The sequence below is a fragment of the Clostridium facile genome (assembly GCF_014297275.1).
In the GTDB taxonomy this organism is placed as follows: Bacteria; Bacillota; Clostridia; order Oscillospirales; family Ruminococcaceae; genus Massilioclostridium; species Massilioclostridium facile.
In genome coordinates, this window is the sequence record NZ_JACOQK010000001.1 from 835,550 (window position 1) to 859,316 (window position 23,767).

Genomic DNA, 23,767 nt, shown 5'->3' on the forward strand with positions numbered 1-23,767 from the left:
ATGACAGGCAAAAGAGATAATGATACACCAGCCTGAGGGCTGCTGGGTGATGAGCGCAGGGGTGCAATTCCCGTGAGAGGTATGCTAGACCCGCTGTATATATTCCTGAGTCGTTAGGGTGTCGAGGACAAATAAACGAAAAAAGATAAAATGAAACAATAAAAAATGGCAGTTTGTGAATAATAAGCTGCCATTTTTGTGTTTACTTATTAGGAGGACATAAATGATAAAAGAAGTAAAACGTGGAGAAATCTATTTTGCAGATTTAGAGCCAACCCGTGGATCAGAACAAGGCGGATGTCGTCCCGTACTGATCATACAAAATGATAAAGGGAACCATTATAGTCCAACGACCATAATAGCGGCAATTACCAGCCGACGAGGCAGTCATTTGGCAACACATGTCTACATACCAAAAGGACATTTAAATAGAAAGTCATTTGTCATGTTGGAACAAATACGGACAGTGGATAAAATGCGTTTGATTAATTTGATGAGTACATTGGACGAACATACAATGAAAAAAGTTGAGGAAGCGTTGTTGATTAGCATAGGTTTACTTCCATCTGAGTGAATATATGAGAGGAGATAGTTATGGATAAACAAAGGGCAATGAATTATTCTTCTATCTATTACAGCATAAGTTTATTGAATAAATTATCTGAGATGAATTTACTTACTTCCACAGAATATCATGACATCATAAAAATGATCATGAGTCATTACGGTGAAAAACTTTTTTATGTCTAAACTGATAACTTTTTTATTTTTGCTGGATGTATCTGAACTCTTGTGGTAGTGTGTTGGTTGCCACAAAACAGGTGGCAACCAACACAACAGAAAGGAGAAAATGATGAAAACCGTAACAGAACTACTCACTGACAAAGAGACAGTACAACCATGTAAATTAGCTGCATATTGCCGTGTTTCCAGCAACTCTGAAGATCAAATACATTCATTGGCAGCGCAAATACAATATTATACCAATTACATCAAGGATCATCCTGAATATGTACTAGTGGATATTTATGCGGATGAGGGATTGAGTGGAACCTGTATGAACAAACGTGATGAATTAAACCGCTTATTAACTGACTGTAAGAAAGGAAATATTGATCGAATCATTACAAAATCGGTATCACGTTTCGCACGAAATACACAGGATCTATTGATTGTATTGCGTATGTTAAAAGAGTATGGGATTGCGATCTACTTTGAAAAAGAGGGAATTGATAGTAATAAGCTAAACTCAGAAATGATCGTAACATTTCCCGGAATGATTGCGCAACAGGAATCCCAGAGTATATCAGAAAACATGCGTTGGAGTTATAAAAAACGTATGGAATCAGGTGATTTCAATTGTTGCCGACCAGCGTATGGCTTTGATATGAAGGAAAACAAGTTAATCGTCAATAACGTAGAAAAACAAATTGTTCAACAGATCTTCAATATGTATTTGCAAGGGTTTGGTAAACAAGCGATTGCAAATAGTTTGAATAATAATAACATCTGTAAAAGGTATGGAAATAAGAAATGGTATAGTTCTACCATTACTTATATTTTAAATAACGAAAGATATATAGGTAATGCATTACTTCAAAAAATGTACACTACAACTACATTACCATTTCGAAAAATTAAAAATAAAGGAGAAATGCCTCAATACTATGTTGAAAATAGCAATCCATCCATTATAACTAAACCAATTTATGAAAGTGTTAAGCAACTACAAAAATTTAGAATGCAAGATAATAAAGCGGGAAAGAGAAAGCAATATCCTTTAAGCGGAATAATTCGATGTGTAGATTGTGGTCATACTTATCGCAGGCAGATTGTACGAAAAATTGCTTATTGGCTATGTTCCTATAAAGCAGCAGGAAGAACAGATTGCAAAAGTAAATGGATTCGTGAAAATGATATTTATCATACATTTAGTAAGTTGGTTTTTAAATTAGCAATGCATAGGAAATATATTTTAATCAGTTTAGTTCATCAAATGGAATGTATACAATATAAAACAAATGAAAATCAAAAAGCAACGCATTTGATAGATCAAAAAATTGCTGATTTGAGTTCACAGAATCATGTTATTTCAAAGCTATATAATAAGGGAATTCTAAATACAATAGAATTTACAGAACAATCCTCAAAAATCAATAATCAAATCAATCAGCTTCGAATAGAACGACGTAAAAATATATCGAATAACAAGGACGAAAAGCAACTGAATGAATTAAAAGAATTGAACGAGTTGTTAGAACATTATCAATTATATCATTTTGATGAGAATTTATTTTCACAAATAGTAGATAAAATAGTGGTACTCAATCAAAATGAGTTGAAATTCACCTTAATCGGAGGGCTTACGTTAACTGAGAAAATTGATGAGTGAGGGAAGTAAAAGCTATGAAAATTAGAAACATTCCATTTGGATATTGCTATCAAAATGGATCTATCATCACACATCCGAAAGAAGAAAAAGTAATCAAGTTGATTTTTCACTCTTATTTAAATGGGGAATCGCTTCTAGCAATTTCAAATGAATTAAATTATAAAAATATTGAATATATGCCTGGTACTACTAATTGGAATAAAGCCAAAGTAAAACGTATTATCGAAGATAAACGTTATACTGGACAACAAGGATATCCTTTAATTGTAGATACACTGTTATATGAGCAAGTACAAGAATTAAAACTAAAAAGAAATACACAGAAACAAATAAATCGTCAATCAGATATTTATCAGATTCAAGTTCCTGTATGCTGTTCTTATTGTGGTGGATTCATGAAAAGGATGCATAATTGCCGTATGAAATGTAAAGAAAAATGGATTTGTCAAAACAGGCAATGTAAAAAAGAAGTTCAAATTAGTGACATAGATTTTATAAAAAGTATTTTAGAAATACTTAATACAATAATTTATAATCCAGATTTAATACAACAACCAAAAATTCAATTGATAGAATCTAAAAAAGTATGTCAATTAGAAAATGAAATTTTTCAAATGATCGAAGGGTATGATTTTAACAAAAAGATATTACAGCAAAAAGCATTGGAATGCGCTGCTATTAAATATAATAATTTGAGTTCTAATGAATACATTACTAATCAACTGAAAGCGGATTTTGAACAATCAAATCCGCTTTCAGTTTTTTCATCAGAACTGTTCCATAAAACGGTTAGAGCTATTCAATTTGATAAAAGCAATAAGGTGAACTTGATCTTAAAAAATGGTCAAGTAATTAACTCAAAGATGTGATCATATGGAAAATAAACGGAAAATGAAAAAAACAGTACGGTATATTCCAGCCAAAACGAACCTTTCCGATCCAATCAATACAGGAACTAAAAAACTACGTGTGGCTGCTTACTGTAGAGTTTCAACCAAGGAAGAAGAACAATTAAATAGTTATGAGGTGCAGAGAAAGTATTATACAGAAAAAATTAACAATGAACCGGAATGGGAACTGGTAGGGATATTCGCCGATAAAGGCATCACTGGCACAAGCGTCAAGAAACGTGATAAATTTTTGCAAATGATACGGATGTGCAAGCGGAATAAAATTGATTTGATTCTAACAAAGTCAATCTCCCGTTTTGCCAGAAACACTGTAGACTGCCTCCATTATGTTAGGTTGCTCAAAGAACTAAACGTAGATGTATTCTTTGAAGAACAAGGGCTTCATAGTATACAAAATGGATCTGAGTTTTATATCACCATATATGGAAGCATTGCTCAAAGTGAATCAGAGAATATCAGTGCAAACGTCCGGTGGGGTAAAGAACAAAGCGCAAGAAAGGGAAATGTTTCATTCCACTATAAAAATTTTCTTGGATATCGAAAAGGAGAGGATGGTCAGCCAGAAATTGATCCGGATCAAGCAGAAATTGTTAAAGAAATTTATCATCGCTTTCTGATGGGAGATAGTTTGAATAAAATAGCAAAATATTTAACAGAGAAAAACATTCCAACGCCGGCTGGCAAAGAGATATGGCAAACCTCAACGATAAAATCAATTCTTAAAAATGAAAGATATAAAGGGGATGCGTTGCTCAATAAAACTTATGTAGTAGACTGCCTTAGTAAAAAAACAAAAATAAATTGTGGGGAGCGTCCCCAATATTATGTAGAAGATAACCATCCTGCCATTATAGATAGAGCAACCTTCGGACGTGTCCAGGAAGAACTTGCGAGAAGATCTGGAAAACAGAAAGTAAAACGGGTAGGAACAAAAACGGAAAATGGAAAATACTCAAGCAAATATGCGTTGACAGAATTACTCATCTGCGGAGAAAGTGGGACACCATATCGAAGATGTACATGGAATATACGAGGAAAACAGAAAATTGTTTGGCGTTGTATCAACCGACTAGATTTTGGAAAGAAATATTGCAAGAATTCGCCCAGTATGGAAGAAAGCAGTTTGCAAAATGCTATTATGAATGCTATTGTAAAAATGGCAAAACAAAATGCAGATGTTTTAGAAGTATTAAAAATAAATATTGGAATGGGAATAGGGACAAGTAACTGTGGTGAAAGAAATAGGCTTAATCTACAAATTGAAATCGAAAAAATAGAATCTGAATTTAATTCAATTCTCTGCCAAATAACAGATGACATACAAGACAGAGAAACCAATGAAATGAAATTGGAGAAATTGATCGCACAAAAACGAAAATTAGAAAAGCAGTTAGAAGAATGCCAGGAGCACGAAGAAAAACAGGAGAGAACAAATTCTCGATTGGAGGAAATAAGTAATACATTAAGCCGATTACAATACCAACCTATCGAATTTAATGACCAAATTGTCCGTCAGATATTAGAAAAAGTAGTAGTAGAATCGAAACAAAGAATCAGAATTGTATTTGTAGGGGGATATGAAGTGATACAAGAAGTTTGAAAAAAGTGAAAAAATATACTTTACAGTAATAGATGAATTTTGGTAAAATATATTAGTAATTAATAGCATTAAATCAAAATAATTGTTATAATGAGGTGATCAAAATAGATGTCATTTCTTGGTTGAATAAGAATAGTGGTTCTATGACTTTTTTTATAACTGCAGTTTATGTGGTAGCAACAATTTTTATTTGTTGGGCCAATATTAGATCTGCAAATGCTTCCAAAGCTCAATTAAACGAAATGCGTAAGCAATATATAAAAGAAAATAGAACAAACATTGAAGTAGAGTTTTTATATGAAAAACGTGCTTTTTATGGCCTACGCTTTGTAAATCATGGTAAATATACAGCCCATAATGTAAAAATTTTACTTGATTCAACTTTTATAGATAATCTTAATGAAACAGATTTTTCTGATCTCTTGAAAAAACAGAGTAAAAAATCATGTGTTATTGGAGTTGGGCAACATTATGACCTTTTTTTCGGCACAAATAAATATCGAGAAAATCCTAAAAAACTCCCAGCGAAGGGAATTATTTTATATGAATCTAATGGAGAATCATATAAAACTGATTTTTATATTGATTTAGAAAATTATGCTGTACTTTATTCAGTGAGTACTGAACAGGAAGATATATTAAAAAAGTTAAATGAATTAAAAGAAATTAAGCAGGAGTTGAAAAAGCTTAATCATTTTTTAAGTAATACTAATTTATATAAATAGATTAAACAAAGGATAAAAATTGGAATTTAAAAATGAAATTTTCCAATAGATGTAGAGGCAAGAGTTTCTTATTATTTCTAATGTGCGGGAAGGAGATTTTTGAGATTGGTAAACTATCGTAAGAATTAGTCTTTACTTGCGAAATCTAGTTCAAATCTTTTGCAATTACTATCATATCTGTCTTTAAAGAATAAATCTTATTTCAGCTTTAATTAAATTTCTATATCGTATATTCAATCTTTCTGCTGGAATATAAGTTGCCTAATAGTAAAAAAGTAAACTGTTTTATAGGTGTTTACAATAATATTGTTGGAAGGAAAAGATAAATATGAAGATGTTTTATTACCAAACGGAAATAGAATTTGAAAAAGTAATGAATTTATACTTTATGAGCAAATGTTCCAAATGTGATGGAATTGTTGAAGTGGATATGGAACACGTTTGTGTAAATGTGCTTGATAAAATTATGGACATAGAGGAAATGCCGATGTTAAAGTGTAAAACGTGTGGTGAAATATATTATAGTCGTTTTGCACAAGAAATTTTATGTGAATTATATAGTGAATTGAAAAGAACAGGGAATAGAGAAATTTACAGTACATCAAGAGATTATAATAAAATATATAACTATGCATCAAATAAAAATTTTATATACGATTATAAAGATTATGAAAGTATACCTGGGTTAAGATATGATTTTGAACATTCTGAAGAGGGTTTTCTCACACCAGTATATTTTGATAAAAAAGCATTACTTTATTTTATAGCAGATCTAGATTATGATGTTGATATGTTTTCTGAATCATATGGATACATTAGAAAAAATGATAAAGAGGGATTTTACCAATATGAATGGGCGGTTCCTTTTGGCTTTAATACAAATGAAAAATTAATATTTTGGTTAGGAGATATTGACTCAATGGATGATATGAGCCAAGGGATCTTAAAAAGTTTCAATGTGAAGTCAGATCACTTACTTATTGATTCAGAATTTTATCAGGCTCAAATGAATTGTATTCCTAGCAAACCAATAAAAGAGCAGCAAATTATTTTAAACAAAAAGAGTTTTATTACGAATATTAAGAAAAAATATGGGATAGAATTGTCTCATTTGCAAAATGAATGTGAACTTCAGAGGGCAAACGTAAAAAGACCAGTAGTATTTGACGAAAAGAGTATATCCGAAGTAATTAATGCCTTCGATAAAATTCTTATAGAAGGATTCAGTGTATCGGGTTTAAAATCTTTATATAAACGTTTATATGCTAGTTCTTATGATAAAGATTACGATAAATGGAAATCAATTCGTTTAATTGAAGAGATTTTAAGACAACTAAGTAATGATATATCAAATGAGATTAATATTAATGAGATAATTTCACCACTTTACATTTTACATGATTATCGTATTTATCTTGATCATCTTTTATCTCAGGAAGAACAAGATAAAAAAAGAAATCATATTGCAAACACATTAGGAGTAAATAATTTTTCTGAACAAGAAAAAATATATTTTGAAGAAATACGTAGATTAGATATATTATTTCAATGTCTTGTTATTCTTTCAAAATAAAAATATCTTTTTTGTAGTTCTTAGACAAAAGAGGAAGCGTCGAACTCTTATTCTTCAGGAATGAGTTCGCGCTTGTATATAGATTTGGGAACGCTTAGGCGTTCTCGGTGACGTGACGTCGTGAGACGCTCTAATTTGCGTTTTAAGACGTTTTAATCCCGAAGTGGTACTCGTGTACCCTTCGGGCTTTTTCGTGCCTTAAAACGGCTCTGAGGGTGTCTGAGTGGAAAACGGAGGATATGTTCAGACGGGTTGAACATATATGTTCAGGATTTTGAACGAGTCGTTCGCATATCTGAACGTGATGTCACGGGCAAGTGTGCATCTCGCTATCGCTCGATGCGGGTGGGGGTTATAGACCGGGATACGTGGAAAAGGGTGGATGTGCTGAGGGGTGTGTGGCAGATGTTGCACTTTGTTTCGAACCTCGGAACCTTAGGAATGTAAGCAGCCCCCTCCCCACAATGGGTTTCGAGGGTCGGATGTTGCACTTTTGTTGCACGTGTTGCACTTTTGTGGCAGATAAAAAATCGTATGTGCAACATAAAATTTGCCTGAAACAAGGGGGTTATAGCTTGATGTGGCAGATGTTGCACTTTTTTTCATATTACGCAGGCGAGAGGAAAAATAAAATATATCCCTTTTACGTGTATATATAGATAATTCGGATTTATGTGCCACATGTGCAACATTCGCCGTACTCCCCCTGAATCTAGGGAAAAAGGCGTTGCACTTTCCAAAAAAATGTGCAACAAAAGTGCAACATTTTTGTGGCATCGCTCTGGAAGCCCCTTAAAACAGGGAAAAAATATGTTGCACTTTTGATTTTGACCGTTTTGGCGACCCAAAAATTGACGGTGATTCTCCCCTCGCGTACCCGTTTTGAAAAATATTTTGGGTGTATTTCCGCTCATATATGAGGGGAAATGGGGGCAAAACGGGGTTCTGACCTGCGGCGATGCAAAAATAAGTGTTGAAAATTACGTACATTCGGGCTATAATAGGTAAGAACAAACAAATATTCATTCGCGACACGAATGCCGATGACCGAGCGAAAGCTCGCGAGGAACCCGATGAAGGGCATCGCCCTTCGAAACTGTTCAGGTCTGATAAGCCTGTACGGGATGGGGACAGCATCTAAGCCGTCTATGACGGTGAATCGCACAGAAGTGACGAGCGGCGAATCAGTTTTCAGCTAAATGCTGTGACTGGTTCGCCGCTTTTTTGCGTTTGGATATTCGAATGGATTGAAAAGGAGGACTTTGTTATGAAGACAAACCCGAATACGGGATTCAAGAAACGGATTATCGGAGGCAATGAGCTGACGATGGAGGAATACACGGCGTATCTGAACATGCTACGGGTGAAGCCGTTCCTGACGGTGAACGAGGCTGCTGATTTGTTCGATGTGGGGCTTTCCCGTGTGCAGGAGATGATGAATGAACCCGGTTGCAAGTTCATCACACGTGCCATCGGACCGCGTCGTCGTCTGATTCACCGTGAATCGTTTGAGCAGTACCTGTTGACCCATGACGTGACGGCTGAGGAGGTGTAGGTGTATGAATGGCAAAAAGAAAGACGCCCCACTCGCGACAAATGGGACGTCGGGTACAAGCACTGCTTGTGACATCAACTGTGATTATGATAACACAGTATCGTTTGATATTCAAGATGATTCTTACGATTTGACATATAACGGCATGTTGCGAGCCGTCACAAGCGAGTATTTGGGCGGAATCGACCCTGATATGCCGCCCTCCCCTGCTCAGGTTGAGGCTGAGCTGTTGCAGGCGACGAATAACGCCATCGAGTATTACAATCTCGGTGACCGTGACCCTAACGCTCCCGCCAACGCGAAGTTGCGTGATGCGTATCCTGACGCGAAGGCGCCTGATGAGCGTGTACGTAAGTTTCGCGCGTTGGTGCCGTGGCAGGTCGCTCAGGTCATCAAGCATCTGCACCGCGCGAAGTGCGTGTGCTGGATGGATGATTTCGATGACGGGAATTTCGACATCGGAATCTATCAGACCGAGGGCGACATGGAAGGCATCTACGATACGTCTCAGGGTACGCTTGAGCAGTTGATTCGTGAGTACCATTCCACGATTACGAGCCGTGATGTGGCTGAGGTCGTGAGCGTTCTTCGCGTCGATTGTGAGCGTGTGAAAAGCTGCGATAATCCCGACCTCATTGCGGTGAAGAACGGAATCTTCGACTACAAGAAGAAGGTTCTGATGCCCTTCGACCCGTCGTATGTGTTCGTCACTAAGTCGGGGGTCGATTTCGTCATGAACGCTCCGAACCCTGTTATTCACAACGATGACGGAACGGATTGGGACGTTGTGAGCTGGGTGGATGACCTGTCGGACGACTCAGGGGTCACGCAGCTCCTTTGGGAGATGCTGGGTGCCGCAATCCGTCCGGGCGTATCTTGGAATAAATCCGCATGGCTGTACTCCGAAACCGGCAACAACGGAAAGGGAACGTACTGCACCCTGATGCGCAATCTGTGCGGTAAGGGGGCTTGGACGTCTATCACGTTGAAGGCGTTCGGCGAGCCGTTCATGCTGGAACCGCTCATGCGTGTCTCTGCAATCATCACCGATGAGAACGACACGAGCACGTATCTGGATGATGCGTCCGCCCTCAAGTCGATTATCACGGGCGACCCGTTCCAGATTAACTGTAAGTTCAAAGACCCGCGAGCTTTGCGTTTCCGTGGGTTCATGACGCAGTGCGTGAACGCCTACCCGAGGCTGCGCGACCGCTCCGAGTCGATGTACCGGCGTCTGCTGGTCGTGCCGTTCAACAAGCGTTTCGAGGGGCATGAGCGCACCCGTAAGCGTCGAGCGTCGAACCTCTGCGACGAGTTCACCAAGGACGGCATCGAGGGATATTTCGCTGAGAAGCAGGCGCAGCAATCGGAAATCTTGTCCGTCGAATCGGAAGTCCGACCGGTGCAATCGGAAGTGACACCCGTCGAATCGGAACAGACGCGCGAGAAATCGGAATTTGCAGCCACGCCTGTCATTATCGCGGTACAGCAGCCCGATACACCGCAAGAGGCTTTCCATGTGTACGAACCCGATAAGGACGACGTGTACGCCATGGCTGGCGACCTGCGACGTGCCTATATGCGCCACTGCGAGGAAAAGGGTCAGAAGGACTACATGGATAACACGTACCGCCGGTTCGCGGAGGTGCAGGCTCGCCCCGATGACACATGGCTTGAGCTGCATGCCGAGGTGACACGGGCACGCGAGCAGTTCCATCAGACCAAGGCGGAGCTTGAGGCAATGAAGGAGATGCGCAGGGACTTCGCCGTCAGCATGGCGATATTCCGCATGGTGAACCGCCAGTCCAAGAGTCCCATGGCCCGCATGATGGCGGATATGTACGCCATGATGTTCCAGCAGATGATGCAGGTGCAGCGCGAGGAAGCCGAGCGCAAGTTGTACGAGCGGCGCAAGGCGATGTGGGATGCCGAGAAGGCGCTCAAGAACGAGCTCAAGCGCGGCGAGATTGGCTACAAGCCCCACGAGATGCCCGCGAGGCTCCAGCGTATCGTGGATGGATTCGGACGTTCGGATGATGACAGGTCGTTCGGTGAGTAATCGACAGACGAGGTGGCGTTTCGTCACCCCGCTGTCGTGGTCAATATTGGGCTGAAATTGGTACTCAAAACGGTCAATGTCGGGCGTAAATTGGTCAGCTGAGCGAGCCCGAAAATCGGCAAAATCGACTTTCGCTCATTTATGAGCAGAAGCCTGAAAAATGGACGATTGAGGGTTCGCATGACAGCCCGAAAGTGGGCGTGAAAATCCCAGTTACGGGCGTAAAAATGACCGATGTTGACCGGGTTGAAAACGAAAATGAATATTTATATAATTGATTAAATGATTAAATATGTAAGATGAGGTGAGCGATATGAAGACGATATTGGTTTGCAACCAGAAAGGCGGCGTGGGAGAAAGTCCCTGTGTGCCGATGAGATTGCGTTCTCCTTCGAGCGTTCCGGCATCCCCGTGAGTTTCTACGATTTGGACGCGCAGGGAGGCACGCTGCATCAGACGCAGGAAGTCGACGGAGCCGAGGTCGCCGTGGTGGATACGCCGGGAGCCTTGCAGGAGGCGCTGGCTGACTGGCTGAAGGAGGCGGACGTGGTGGTGATTCCGACGCGCACGACGTCGAGGGACATCGAGCCGCTGATGCGGATGCGGAAGGCCGTGTTCAAGCACAGCAGGGCGAAAATCGTCTACGTGATGAACGGCTGGAACCGATTCAAGGCGTCCCGCGATTTCATGGAGTGGTTTAATGGGCTGGCCGGCACGCAGACCGTGGTCACGTTGCCCCAGTCCGAGGCGTTCGTTCAGGCTGGTGCCGCCGAGCAGTCCGTGGTCGAGTACGACAAGCGCGGGAAGGCTGCGAGGGCGACCATGGAGCTGGTGAACACGGTGCGGGAGGCTGCGGGGTTCCCGATGGAATAGATAAATGAATAAATACGCAGGTCGAGGGGCATTTTGCCTCTCGACTTTTTTGAGCAGATATTATATAATTGTGTAAATGATTAAATAATTAAAGGAGGTCTAACCTATGGCGAATATGTTCGAGAAGTATGCTGCCGACCGTGAGGCTGAGCAGAAGAAGATAGAAAAGACGGTTTCTGTCGCTAGTGTGGCTGCTGAGCCTGAGGAGAAGCGCACCACTCTCTCGCTGTCGCTGACCGTGAGCGATAAGAAGAAGCTCAAGCTGATGGCGATGGAGCAAGACACGACGATTGCCGCGATTATCCACGGATGGATTGCGGAGCATTCTGAGGAGGTGGATGAGTAATGGCGAATTACAACACTGAGCGAGAGGGACAGCTTGATTTCTTCAAGACTTTTCTTCCGTTGATTAACCCGAATCTCTCGTTGGACGATATTCTCGCTGACGATAACGATGGCGTGCTGAACGGCAACCTGTTGGAGTTCAAGCTACGCGTGAATGATTTGAACGCCGTGCTTTTCCAGTGCGTGAAATACATGTCGGCGTTGCGCATCAAGGGAAAGCCCGTTCCGGCGAACGTGATTATCGTTGATTTGAACGCAGAGCAGGCGTATTTCTATCGTTCCGTTGACTATTTGACGGATATTGAGAAGGTTTACGAGGGCGGCGCGTCGAAGGCGAACGTCGGATTCATCGGACAGCCTTATTTGGAGAAATACGCTTATGGTGCTGACCAGCTCGCGGTGACGAAGCTGATTGCCCGTTTGAAGCAGAACGAGTTCACGCAGATTCACATCGACGAGAACTGTATTGTGGGCTGGGCGACAGCGTTTTATAAAGCCGTGCCGACTGCTCGTAAAGAGGATTTCATCGGGGATGATACCGGGAAGCACAAGACGATTGGTGAGATTCGCAACCCGTCCGTATTCGCTGAATATATCTATCCATATACGGGTGCGACGAACGTCAAGTTCCAGTATCTGATGGATAAGCTGAATGATACGCTCCAAAAGAAGAACCTCGGTGCGTTCTATACGCCGGAGGCGTATGCGGAGAAGTCGCATGAGCTGTTGCGCATGGCGATTGACCGTGTTCCGACGGGAAACGATTACGTGATTATTGACCGTTGCGCTGGTACGGGTAACCTTGAAAAGGGATTGACGGACGAGGAATTGTCTCACTGCATCCTGTCGACGGTTGAATACTACGAGTACAAGGTCATGCAGGAGATTCTCGGTTCCAAGGTGCGTCATATTATTCCGCCTGTTGAGGCTGCGGATACGTTTCAAGCCGGACTGGTCAAGGGCGCGGACGCGTTGAGCAAGGAGTTCGTCGAGAACCCGATTATCAAGCAGTACATTGATGACCCGAATTGCACGATTATCCTGTTTGAGAATCCGCCGTATGCGGAGACAACTTCGTTAGAACATCAACGAACAGGTGCTGGTAAAAAATCATCAGCATGGAAACGCAGTTTTGTTGTGTCAGAAATGAAAAAGCAAGTAAAAGGTGCTGTTCTGAATGACCTTGGAAATGTATTTATATGGTCAGCTTTTGAATATTACATACGACAATCAACGGATAGCTATGTTGTATACTCACCTGTTAAATACTGGAAATCACAACATTTGGTTGATAATGAGTTTTTGGCAGGATTTGCTTTTAACAGGAGACATTTTCATACAAATATTGATGCTTGCATAATGGTGGCTTTGTGGGGCGGAGATGTATGTTCTGACGAATCAATCAATCTTGAGGGATTTGATATTGAACCAGATGGCAATTTATCCAAGCCTGTTTCAGTCCCGGTTAATAAGGTGCATGACTTGTTCAGTACCAAGTATTATGAAAAAGGGCAATTTGCCGATGAGTCATTTGATGGGATTTTGATTGGGTTAAATGGTTTGGAAGCGAAAGATGATGTAAAAAAACGTATCAAACCATTTTATAGTGATGAAATGCTGGGATATATGGTTGCGGATAGCGTAGGATTTGATAATCCTGATGCTAAATCGAGTTTATTGGTTGCCGGTCGATATAACGGTAATGGATTCTATGTCCGCAAAGATAACTATCTCGAAAAGCTGCCTATGTTCTGCGCCTCTCGTTATATCAACTACAACCGTGAATGGACGGAGCGTGCTCGCATTATGAAATCGGGTGACGGAGCCGACCGGTTCAACGCCGATGTATCCTCCGGCAAGCTCGACCAGTGGTTGCGAAAGTGCCTTCTGTTCACCTGTGTAGAGATGCAGAATCACATGCGCACGTTCACGGGCAGCGATGGGCGTTTCTATCGCAATGAGCTGTGCATGGATACGACGAACGGCGAAACGCTTGCGTCCGAGGATTTGAAGCAGCTCGTGTGTGGCGAAGACGAGAAGCGCATCATTGCCCAGTGGAATGTTCTTCTGGATGAGGCGAAGAAGACGGCTGAATACGATTCAAATCTTACATACGGCGTCTATCAGATTTTCGCTGAGATTGACACGTCCTATAAGGACGATGAGGGCAAGACGGTCTGGAATAACCTTGAAGTACACTCAGCGTTGCAGACGTTGAAGACGCTTGTCAAGGACTACTACAACAAGGAAATCGTGCCGATGTTGTTCGAATACGAGTTCTTGAAATAAGAAAAACGATAAGCCCGTCGTTTCATCGGCGGGCTTTATCTTGAAATGATTAAATGTATAATTGAATAATTCATTAGGAGGTGAACTGTTTGGCAAGAAGCAAGAAATTCAAGCGGAACGACAACAACCTCGCCATCGCGTACTATCGCTTCTCCTCGCATTCGCAGAACGAGGCGAGTATCGACCAGCAGAAGGAGCTCGCCCATGCGTGGGCGGACGCTCACGGGCTGACCATCGTGAAGGAGTACGAGGACGCGGCCATATCCGGCACCAAGGAAGACCGACCGGGATTCCAGCTGATGCTGTCGGAGGTCGCGAAAATCCGTCCGAGTACGCTCATCATGTGGAAGACCGACAGGCTGGGGCGCGATAAGTACGTGCTGGCGATGGCGAAGAAGGAAATCCGCGACGCGGGGTGCGAGATACACCTGCTGGCGGAGAACATCCCGACGGAGGGACCCGAGGGCATCCTCATCGAGGGGCTGATGGACGCCATGGCGGAGTATTACAGCCGCCAGCTCTCCCAGAACATACAGCGAGGGATGGACTACAACGCCCAGCACGCCCTGTTCAACGGGCACAAGGTGTTCGGGTACGGCGTGGACAGGCAGACCAAGAAGTACGTCGTGGACGAGGACACGGCTCCGTTCGTGCAGCGGATGTTCGCCGAGTACGCGGCGGGCAAGGCCATGCAGGAGATATGCGACGAGTTCAACGCGCAGGGGCTGCGGACGACCCGGGGCGCCAAGTTCGGCGTCAAGACCATGAACAAGATGCTCCAAAATCGAGCCTACATAGGCGAGTATCACCATGGCGACATCGCGGTCCCGGACGGGATGCCGGCACTGGTCGACGTGAACACGTTCAACGAGGTGCAGGCGCGGTTCGCGCTGAACAAGCGAAAGGGGTCGCAGAGGGCTCACGGCAAGGACGATGCCGAGGCTCCGCGCTACTGGCTGACGGGCAAGCTGTTCTGCGGCGAGTGCGGCGCGAGCATGCAGGGCGTGCACGGAACGAGCAAGACGGGTCGGAAATATTATTACTACTATTGCAAAGCCCAGAGGGCGAAGCAGTGCGACAAGAAGATACGCAAGGAGCAGGTCGAGGAGCTGGTGACGATACTGCTGCGGGGGCTGCTGGACGATACCGAGAACCTCGCGTCGCTGGCGGTGGACGCCGCCGCGTATTATCGGGATAACTACAGGAACACGCATTACCTCGACGGCTTGGAGGCCAAGCGCCGGGAGGTGGAGAAGTCCACGGCGAACCTGCTGAAGGTCATCGAGAAGGGCGTCCTGAGCGATGCCGTGACCGACAGGTTGGTGCAGTTGGAGGAGCAGAAGAATGCTCTGGATGAGGCGATAAAGGCCGAGCACGTGCGTGCCGCGCTGTTCGAGGACGAGCATAGCATCCAAGCCTATTTCGACAAGTTCATGCGCGCGGACTTCGACAACCCCGAGACGCGCGATGCGGTGATGGAGTATTTCGTCGATAAGATTTATCTGTACGACGACAAGCTCGTGGCGACGTTCTTCTATTCGGAGGACAGGACCGAGATAAGCTGGGATGAGCTAGGGGACTTGGTGATTTGCCCTTTTGTTAAAGGGGAAGCCGCCGAGTTCGACTGCTTCCCCTTTGGCTCCACCACAACGAATAAATCCGAACCTTGTGCCGGTTGGCGATGGGTTCGGATTTATTGTTTTCTATGATATATTATAAGATATATCGCATCTTTATAGATGTATGACGAACTTGTTGGAAATTATTTGGATGATTTTATTCAGCTATCGCTTCAAACGCAGGTTGTTTGGGCAAAAAAAATCCATTTTTTCTGGCTTGTTCCCGGTATTGAATTGGCGAAATCTGATATTCCTTTTTAAAGATTTTATAAAAATGACGGATATCATGATACCCAATAATTTCTACTATCTGTTCCACTGGAAGGTCAGAATTCGCAAGGTAATAGCAGGATTTTTCCAATCGTATCTGCCGGATAATATTGCTAAATGTTTGGCCAGTTTGTTTTTTTATCGTACGAGAAGTATATTCTGTAGAATAATGGAATGCTTCAGAGAGGGATTCCAATGAAATAGTTGCATAGTTTTTTTGGATGTAATCCATCATCTCTTTTGTGTTTTTATCATGCCGAGAGAGGGTCTGAAATTGTTCGATTTGTTGTGAATAAATACGAGAGAGTTCCGCGAATAGCTGGATTAATTTTGCTACAATAATGGTTTCTTTAAATTCTTTCTGGTCAAAATGTTCTTGAATAATTTCTTGTACCAGATTGGTCAAATGGTCATTGCATTGGAACATCAAATAGGATTGGTTTTGATGTACATTATAAATGGAATCCATAAAAAAACGGAATAGAATGGTGTTTTCCGATAACATCCGCAAAAAGATTTCCTCTACCAGGCTACGCTTCATCAAAATATTAAACACAATATCGGTTTCCTTTTTAATGCAACAACTATGGATGGCGTTTGGACTAAGCAATGCCAGAGTATTGCTGGGCTGTATAATTTCCTGTTCCTGGTTGATCTGATTATAAAAATTCCCTTGATAAACATAGCTCATTTCAAAAAAATCATGATTATGTGGGTAGCCATGATTGGTATTGGTATACCGGTAATCATGTAGTGTTACAATTGCTTCAAGTCCATGAACAAACCATTGACTATCCTCAATTGTATGGTAACCCCGTGATAAATTTTGCTGTTTTATAGTATCGTATTCATTGGTAGTTTGTTGTGAAAAATGTTCATGATACTGATGGTATTGGTCCATCTGTTTATGTGCTAACTGAATATAAGTATGCATATTAATTGCCATTTTAGATCTTCCTTTCCATTCTATATTATACTAAAAAAATATAAGTTTTCAACCTTAATCTGGTAAACAGGCATAAAAACAACCACAAAACTGCAAAAAAACAACTAAACTTTTTCTTGTAAAAATGATATACTGAATTTACCACGATAGGTAAATTCAATAAAAAGAGAGGAGTTTTTTGAAATGAAACTATGGAAAAAAGGGATGTCGGCTCTGCTTGCGGCTGTTATGGTAGCATCCGTTACCGCAACAGTGGTTCCAGCTTCCGCTGAAACACAGGGCTTCGCAGCAGAATTTTCCTCCCCAGAGGGAAATCAATCCAAATTGAAAACAAGATATTGGATGCCAGGGGCATGGGCTGCTTCCAGTGAAGAAGGCTTACAGGAAATTCGACGTGAAATCAAAGAAATGGCGGATGCGGGCTATGGTGGTATTGAACTTGCTGACGTGCGCAGCTTAACAGAAACAGAGCAGGATACACTAGAAGCTGGAAATGAGGATGGAAGTTTTCTCTATGGTTCAAAAAACTGGCAAAAGGTTTTGTTGACTGTATTACAGGCAGCAAAAGACTACGGTCTCCAGGTGGATATTACTCTTGGGCCACATTGGCCGGTTTCTTCTAACGAAATCACTCCAAATGATGACGAAGCTGCTCAAGAGTTAACCTATGGGATTCAGAAAATAGCGCCAGGTGAAAGCTTCTCCGGTATAATTGACCCAGTTAGTGTTACAACTGACAGCCCAGTGATTCAAAATAAACTGAAAGGTGTTTATGTTGCTAAATTAGTAAAAGAAGGTACTGCAAAAGTCGTACAGGGGATGTTCAATTCCAATCTGGTAGATCGAGAACAGTACACTTTGGATAAAGATACTTATCAGGAAATCACCAATACCGATGCGGTGAATAAAGAAAACTTTAACGTTACTTATACCAATGATACAGAAGATACCTATGTTTTAATCTCTGTTTACAGCCGTGGTACAGGGCAATCAGTAGACGGAAGCTACCAGTTTATGGATTATACGGATACTACCAAAGATACAGGAAAATCCTGCTGGGTAGTAGACCATCTTTCTGTAGCGGGTGCGGAAACAATTACCAATTATTTGGACAATACGTTATTCACAGACGAAATTAAACAACTGCTCCGTGAAGTTGGTGGTTATTTCTTTGAGGATTCTTTGGAGTTAAAAGGGCTGACCGCATGGTCCACCAACATGGAAGAAGAATTCCAAAACAATTGTGGATATAGTGTACAGGAATCCCTCCCATTTGTAATGGGGTTGGATAAAGCGGAAAACGATAGTGGTGAACAGGCTATTTTCGTATTTGATGAAGATGAGGATAATTTTGTTGGAAGAGTCCGCCAGGATTATCTGGACACCCAGAGTGATATGATCATTGAAAATCGTATTCAGACTTTCTCCAATTGGGCTAACGAAACTTATGGTATGGGTTACCGTATGCAGGCTTACGGCGCGATTGTTGATTCCGGTAAAGCCAGCGCGTATATTGATATTCCAGAAGGGGAACCATTGACCTTTACCAATGAATCCGACCGTTACCGCTTAATGGCGGCAGGACGTGATATGGGTGGAAAACAGCTGCTTTCCAACGAAATAGGCGCATCCTTTACTTATGGTAGTTGCTACGCCTACCCATATGATGACCTATTGGCAACCATGAATCGAAATATGGCGGCAGGGGTAAACCAGAATATGCTCCACGGCTATTCCTATGCCTTCTCCCCAGAAGTGCAGTGGCCAGGTTACCACGCATTTGGAACTGGAACCTCTGGACCATGGAGTTCCCGTATGCCATCTTGGGAAAATGTCAACGATATTACCGGTTATATTAACCGCACCCAATATGTATTGCAACAGGGCGTGCAAAAAACGGATATTGCCATTTACCGCCAGGAATACAATGCGGCTATTTGGCAAAAAGGCGTAACAGAGTTCTATTATGACGATGGCCTATTGGCTGATGCGGGTTATTCTTATCAGTTCTATACTCCAGGTTTGTTTGAGCTGGATTCCGCTATCGTAAAAGACGGTGTGTTAAATCCAGAAGGTCCTGGTTATCGTGCGATGTTAGTTGATAACACTACAGATAAAAAGAGCGATCCATTGGATTCTATGCCAATTGATATTATCAAAAATATGACAACCTATGCACAGGCAGGATTGCCAATTGTCTTTATTGGAAATTTGCCAACCCATGGCCTATATGAAGGAGAAACGGATGCTGAATTTGCCCAGGCGTTAAATGAACTGCTGGCTTGTGATACGGTTTTACAGGTAGCTAGCTATGCAGATGTTCCAGCAGCTCTGGAAAAATTTAATGTATCCCCAGCAGCGGAATTTACTACTCCTATTGATGATGTACAAACCATCCGCCGCCAGGAAGGAAATTCCAACTACTATTACTTCTTCAACTCCAGTGCCCAACTAAGCCAAAGTTCTGTTACCACTGGCACTGGTAAAGATGAAAGCTTTACCGTAAATCTGACGGGGTCTGGCGTTCCGTACCTGTTGAATTCTTGGACAGGGGAAGTAACACCAATTACCAACTACACCAAAACAGAAACCGGTGCCCAGGTTAGTATTGACCTTCCAGATAGCGACACTACCATTATAGCGATGGCTTCTGAAGAAGATATGGGCGTTGCGGCACCAAAATCCAATGTGATTTATGAAAATAATATCGATACTAGCTATAACAATGGAGCCCTAGAAGGAAAAGTTACCGCAAATGGCAACTACCATGCCCTTCTGGAAGATGGAACCATTTATAATGGAACTGTAGCAGATGTCCCAGCGGCACAGGAACTGACCGATTGGAACCTCACAGTAGAGAGTTGGACAGCAGGGGAAGGCAATGCCCTGGCAACCAACAAAGAAATTATTGAGGTAGGCAAAACAGATTTGGTTCCTTGGTCTGAAATTGAGGCTGTAGGCGGGAATGTTTCGGGTATTGGAACCTATCACACCACCTTTACCCTGGATTCCACCAATGAAAAACTTGGCGCATATTTGAAACTGGAAGATTTGAGCGACACCTATTCTATTATCATCAATGGTCAAGAAATTGATACTTGTGACCAGATTGATTATGTAGTAGATTTGAAAGACTATGTAAAACCAGGTGAAAATACTTTGGAAATCAGAGTAGCTTCCCTGTTAGCGAATGCAATTGGAAAATCCGTTAATAGCGGTTTGATGGGCAAAGTGACCATTCAGCCATATGCAACCGTTACATTGTCCAGTGAAACCCCGGATCCAACTCCGTCTGAACCTTCTGAACCAGAAAATCCATCTTCCAAACCATCCGACCCATCCAGTGGTGATGGTGGAAGCAGCAATGGCGGCAGTGGAAATGGCGGTCATGTACAAACAGGCGATGTTCTTCCAATCGCAGGGGCATTGGCATTGTTGGGCGCATCCGCGGCAGCTGTAGTTGGCATCCGCAGAAAGCGCAATCATTAATTACGATTACCTTCATCTATTATCCTTAGTTTCTTTTCCTGCCATAAATGGCACAGTAAAACCGGTACATTTTTTGTACCGGTTTTGCTGTATGTTATGGATTATTTTGAGAAAGGAAATTCGTTCTGTTGTTTCGGGGTTTCCGTTGTTTTACCTTTCCCTCCGCCAGAGCATCCAAGTCAATTCCTAAACTATTACAGAGCTTTCTAGCTGTAGTAATTCCTAAATTTCCAGCTCCTTTTTTGTATATTTTTTCCAACACAGAAGGAGGAATATCGTTTTTTTCTGAAAAATCTTGGATACTCCCATAACGGGTTACAATAATCTTTTTTAATTTTTGCTGTTCTTTTTGCTCCATTTTTTCTCCTCCTATTTTGATTGATTGTTTTATTTTCCCAATTGTTTTGTTTTTTATAATTTAATATATTGTTTTTAAAAATATCTTTTGTGTTTTTATTGACATCCTAGAGAAACCAGATTATAATGGAAGAAAAGTAATAATTTGGAAAGGAGAAAACACTATGTTTCCAAACCTTCGGGCAGAGATGGCCAGGAAGAGGGTCACAAGCCATATGTTGGCAGATGCAATTGGGGTGAATCCAGCTACTATGTCCGCTAAACTCAACCATCCAGACCGTTTGAAGCTGATGGAGTGCAAAATCATTCAGGCAAAATTTTTTCCTCATCTTACGATTGATGAACTATTTGCCACAGGAGAACATGAAGAGTAAGGAGAGTTAGAACTTTTTGGTTTCATACAGTCAATCTCATATGCTTATAATTGATATGTTGATTGCGGGGATAATAATGCTCTTTCGCTGTTTGTTCGACACAGGGTTTCCCCACTGATTAGCCGATTTTATCTGCCAGTATTTCCTTTTTGTAGTTCTCCTATTCGAGGTTTTGGCAGGGTTCCATAATCGCGTGTATTGGAAAGCCAAGAGGTCAGTGCAAAAAAATGAAGCCTTGTTTTTATTTGACAGCTTGGTAAATATCATAAAATTTTTGGTATTTACTATTTACCTAATTACAGCCTTATATTTCCATATAGATGCTTTGGCGTTTCGCCTTCAAGGAATTGTATTGGGCAGCTTATAGCTATTGCTGGAATATGCAGTGATTTTATATTGGCTGTTTGCGAACTGTTTTGGAAGGATAAAATTCGTGATGCTATTCATCCAGCCAAATAGTTTATTATCCAATTAGGAGTTGCGGCTGTAACGATTGCTGTGATCTCTTCCGATACCTTATTAAGGTATCCACAAACTATGGATTTATTATTTGACAATCTATTGTTTTGGCGGTAAACGCTATTTTTCTGGATATACTTGACAATTTTTTTATATGATGTACAATAAAGATATCATCTATTTTATCAAAATAGATCTTGTGTATGATAGTAAATATGGTGGATACCATATTTACTAAGAACAACTTTTGATGTTATTTGATCCATGAAAGGATGAGCATTATGAAACAAAGATTTTTTATTTGTGAACACTGTGGTAATATTGTTACTTTGGTAGAGGATAAAGGGGTTCCAGTTGTTTGTTGTGGGCAAAAAATGACTGAGCTGGTTCCTGGTTCTGTGGACGCTGCTGTGGAAAAACACGTTCCTGTTGTAACAGTAAATGGGAATATTGTTACAGTATCAGTTGGTTCCACACCACATCCAATGGCAGAAGAACACTATATTACATGGGTAGCGGTGGAAACCAAACACGGCTTCCAAATCCGGCATTTAGCACCAGGCGAAAGTACCACTGCCAATTTTGCGGTTGTGCCAGGGGATAAGCTGGTTACTGCTTACGCTTATTGTAACCTTCACGGTTTGTGGAAAGCGGATGCAGAATAAATATCATTGCCCTGATTTAGGTCAGGGCTTTTTTGTTTCCTATCCAGATGAGAAATTGAACGAAATATGAATATCAACGTATTTTTATTGCAACTTTTGTTCTATCATAGTAAAATAAGATGGAACTTTGTTCGTTTATCAATAAATAATAAACATGCGATATTATGGGTAGAAAAAATTATAAAGGAATTGAAAGATTATTCAAAAATCTATTTGGAATGGAAATTGTTTTTTGTTAGGAATAAATGGCTATCTAATATGAATAGTAGGCATTTTTCCTGTTTTCAATAGAAAGTATGAGAAAAGGAGGATGGAATCATATGAAACTTCCTGTTTTGCTAGATTGTGATCCAGGAATTGACGATGCTGTCGCCATAGCGGTACTGGCAGCAGCAGAACAGATTGACCTAAAGGCGATTACTACCTGTGCAGGGAACCAGCTACCCTCCAAAACCTATGCCAATGCCCGCAACCTATTGTATTTGATGGGAAAAGAGCAAATTCCAGTATATCAAGGGGCACAAAAACCTCTTTACCGTGAACTGTTGATTGCGGGGGATATTCATGGAGATACCGGCTTGGGGGAGGTTGTGCTGGAACAAAGTCCAGCACCTCATACCAATAAATCTGCCATACAGTTAATGGGAGAATTGGTGGCAGAAACTCCTGGAATTATCATAGCAGCCACAGGGCCATTAACCAATATTGCGATTTTTTTAGCTGCTTATCCTGAATTAAAACAGAATATCCAGCGTATTGTATTAATGGGAGGAGCCTACTATGGTGGAAATTTAACTCCCTGTGCGGAATTTAATATAGCAGTGGATCCGGAAGCTGCAAAACTTGTATTTGAAAGCGGAGTGCCCATTGAGATGTTTGGATTGGATGTCACTCGCCAGGCACAATTTTATCAGGAGGATATCCAGCGGCTGAGCCAGCTGGGCAACCGTACCGGGAAGCTGCTGGCGAAAATGGTGGCGTTCCATGGCGTCCATTCACTGCAACCAGTTCTGGCTCCGCCAGACCATGTGGAAGGAATGCACATGCATGACCCCTGCGTGGCAGCCTATTTACTCCAGCCGGAACTGTTTACAATGGTACCGGTAAATGTAGCGGTGGAAACAAAAGGGGAATATACGGCAGGATGTACTGTTGTAGACTATTATCATAAAACCGGCCGCACCCCTAACGCTAATGTGGCGTTTGCGGTGGACCGAAAAAAATTTGTCGATTTAGTGTGTAATCAGGTTGCGAAACTGAAGTGAA

18 protein-coding genes are annotated in these 23,767 nt (G+C 41.8%); 16 read left to right on the forward strand and 2 right to left on the reverse strand.

Annotated features, from left to right (window positions below):
* Nucleotides 1–223 precede the first annotated feature (223 nt).
* From H8Z77_RS03445 to H8Z77_RS03500, 12 genes are all read left to right on the forward strand, one after another.
* Nucleotides 224–574: a type II toxin-antitoxin system PemK/MazF family toxin gene (locus tag H8Z77_RS03445; protein WP_069988771.1), complete on the forward strand. Its 351-nt coding sequence runs from the start codon at nt 224–226 to the stop codon at nt 572–574.
* Between the two features lie 279 nt (nt 575–853).
* The gene (locus H8Z77_RS03450; RefSeq protein WP_069988772.1) at nt 854–2,392 is read left to right on the forward strand and encodes a recombinase family protein; all 1,539 of its coding nucleotides are present in this window, start codon (nt 854–856) and stop codon (nt 2,390–2,392) included.
* Nucleotides 2,393–2,406: 14 nt separating this feature from the next.
* Nucleotides 2,407–3,261, forward strand: coding sequence for a recombinase family protein (locus tag H8Z77_RS03455; RefSeq protein WP_069988773.1), 855 nt, complete (start codon nt 2,407–2,409; stop codon nt 3,259–3,261).
* A gap of 4 nt (nt 3,262–3,265) precedes the next feature.
* Nucleotides 3,266–4,903, forward strand: a complete 1,638-nt coding sequence (locus tag H8Z77_RS03460) for a recombinase family protein (RefSeq protein WP_186996190.1) — start codon at nt 3,266–3,268, stop codon at nt 4,901–4,903.
* Nucleotides 4,904–5,025: 122 nt separating this feature from the next.
* Entirely contained in the window at nt 5,026–5,628 is a 603-nt protein-coding gene (locus tag H8Z77_RS03465) for a DUF8453 domain-containing protein (protein ID WP_205408147.1), read from the forward strand.
* A gap of 328 nt (nt 5,629–5,956) precedes the next feature.
* Nucleotides 5,957–7,201, forward strand: a complete 1,245-nt coding sequence (locus H8Z77_RS03470) for a hypothetical protein (RefSeq protein ID WP_069988776.1) — start codon at nt 5,957–5,959, stop codon at nt 7,199–7,201.
* A 1,267-nt stretch (nt 7,202–8,468) separates the two neighbouring features.
* Nucleotides 8,469–8,756: a helix-turn-helix domain-containing protein gene (locus H8Z77_RS03475; RefSeq protein ID WP_186996191.1), complete on the forward strand. Its 288-nt coding sequence runs from the start codon at nt 8,469–8,471 to the stop codon at nt 8,754–8,756.
* Between the two features lie 4 nt (nt 8,757–8,760).
* A complete protein-coding gene (locus H8Z77_RS03480) occupies nt 8,761–10,815 on the forward strand; it encodes a phage/plasmid primase, P4 family (RefSeq protein ID WP_186996192.1) in 2,055 nt (684 codons plus the stop codon).
* Nucleotides 10,816–11,241: 426 nt separating this feature from the next.
* Nucleotides 11,242–11,688: a MinD/ParA family ATP-binding protein gene (locus tag H8Z77_RS03485; RefSeq protein ID WP_286165421.1), complete on the forward strand. Its 447-nt coding sequence runs from the start codon at nt 11,242–11,244 to the stop codon at nt 11,686–11,688.
* Nucleotides 11,689–11,794: 106 nt separating this feature from the next.
* Nucleotides 11,795–12,034 carry a hypothetical protein gene (locus tag H8Z77_RS03490; protein WP_186996193.1) on the forward strand — a complete coding sequence of 80 codons (240 nt, stop codon included), beginning with the start codon at nt 11,795–11,797 and terminating at the stop codon, nt 12,032–12,034.
* Nucleotides 12,034–14,322: a hypothetical protein gene (locus H8Z77_RS03495; RefSeq protein WP_186996194.1), complete on the forward strand. Its 2,289-nt coding sequence runs from the start codon at nt 12,034–12,036 to the stop codon at nt 14,320–14,322. The genes H8Z77_RS03490 and H8Z77_RS03495 overlap by 1 nt, the downstream gene beginning before the upstream one ends.
* A gap of 80 nt (nt 14,323–14,402) precedes the next feature.
* Nucleotides 14,403–16,031, forward strand: coding sequence for a recombinase family protein (locus H8Z77_RS03500; RefSeq protein ID WP_436231576.1), 1,629 nt, complete (start codon nt 14,403–14,405; stop codon nt 16,029–16,031).
* 67 nt (nt 16,032–16,098) lie between these two features.
* Here H8Z77_RS03500 and H8Z77_RS03505 read toward each other — a convergent pair whose 3' ends face one another.
* Nucleotides 16,099–17,157: an AraC family transcriptional regulator gene (locus H8Z77_RS03505; protein WP_186996196.1), complete on the reverse strand. Its 1,059-nt coding sequence runs from the start codon at nt 17,155–17,157 to the stop codon at nt 16,099–16,101.
* Nucleotides 17,158–17,340: 183 nt separating this feature from the next.
* Here H8Z77_RS03505 and H8Z77_RS03510 point away from each other — a divergent pair, with 183 nt between their 5' ends.
* Entirely contained in the window at nt 17,341–20,646 is a 3,306-nt protein-coding gene (locus H8Z77_RS03510; RefSeq protein WP_186996197.1) for a glycosyl hydrolase, read from the forward strand.
* A 94-nt stretch (nt 20,647–20,740) separates the two neighbouring features.
* Here H8Z77_RS03510 and H8Z77_RS03515 read toward each other — a convergent pair whose 3' ends face one another.
* Nucleotides 20,741–21,004: a helix-turn-helix domain-containing protein gene (locus H8Z77_RS03515; RefSeq protein WP_069988779.1), complete on the reverse strand. Its 264-nt coding sequence runs from the start codon at nt 21,002–21,004 to the stop codon at nt 20,741–20,743.
* Between the two features lie 163 nt (nt 21,005–21,167).
* On the opposite strand from H8Z77_RS03515, the gene H8Z77_RS03520 reads away from it, so the two are divergent.
* From H8Z77_RS03520 to H8Z77_RS03530, 3 genes are all read left to right on the forward strand, one after another.
* Nucleotides 21,168–21,377, forward strand: a complete 210-nt coding sequence (locus tag H8Z77_RS03520; RefSeq protein ID WP_069988780.1) for a hypothetical protein — start codon at nt 21,168–21,170, stop codon at nt 21,375–21,377.
* 740 nt (nt 21,378–22,117) lie between these two features.
* Complete coding sequence (locus tag H8Z77_RS03525) at nt 22,118–22,501, forward strand: desulfoferrodoxin family protein (protein ID WP_069988782.1); 384 nt, start codon at nt 22,118–22,120, stop codon at nt 22,499–22,501.
* 320 nt (nt 22,502–22,821) lie between these two features.
* Nucleotides 22,822–23,766 (forward strand): nucleoside hydrolase, encoded by a 945-nt coding sequence (locus tag H8Z77_RS03530; RefSeq protein WP_186996198.1) that lies wholly within the window; start codon nt 22,822–22,824, stop codon nt 23,764–23,766.
* Nucleotide 23,767: the final 1 nt, after the last annotated feature.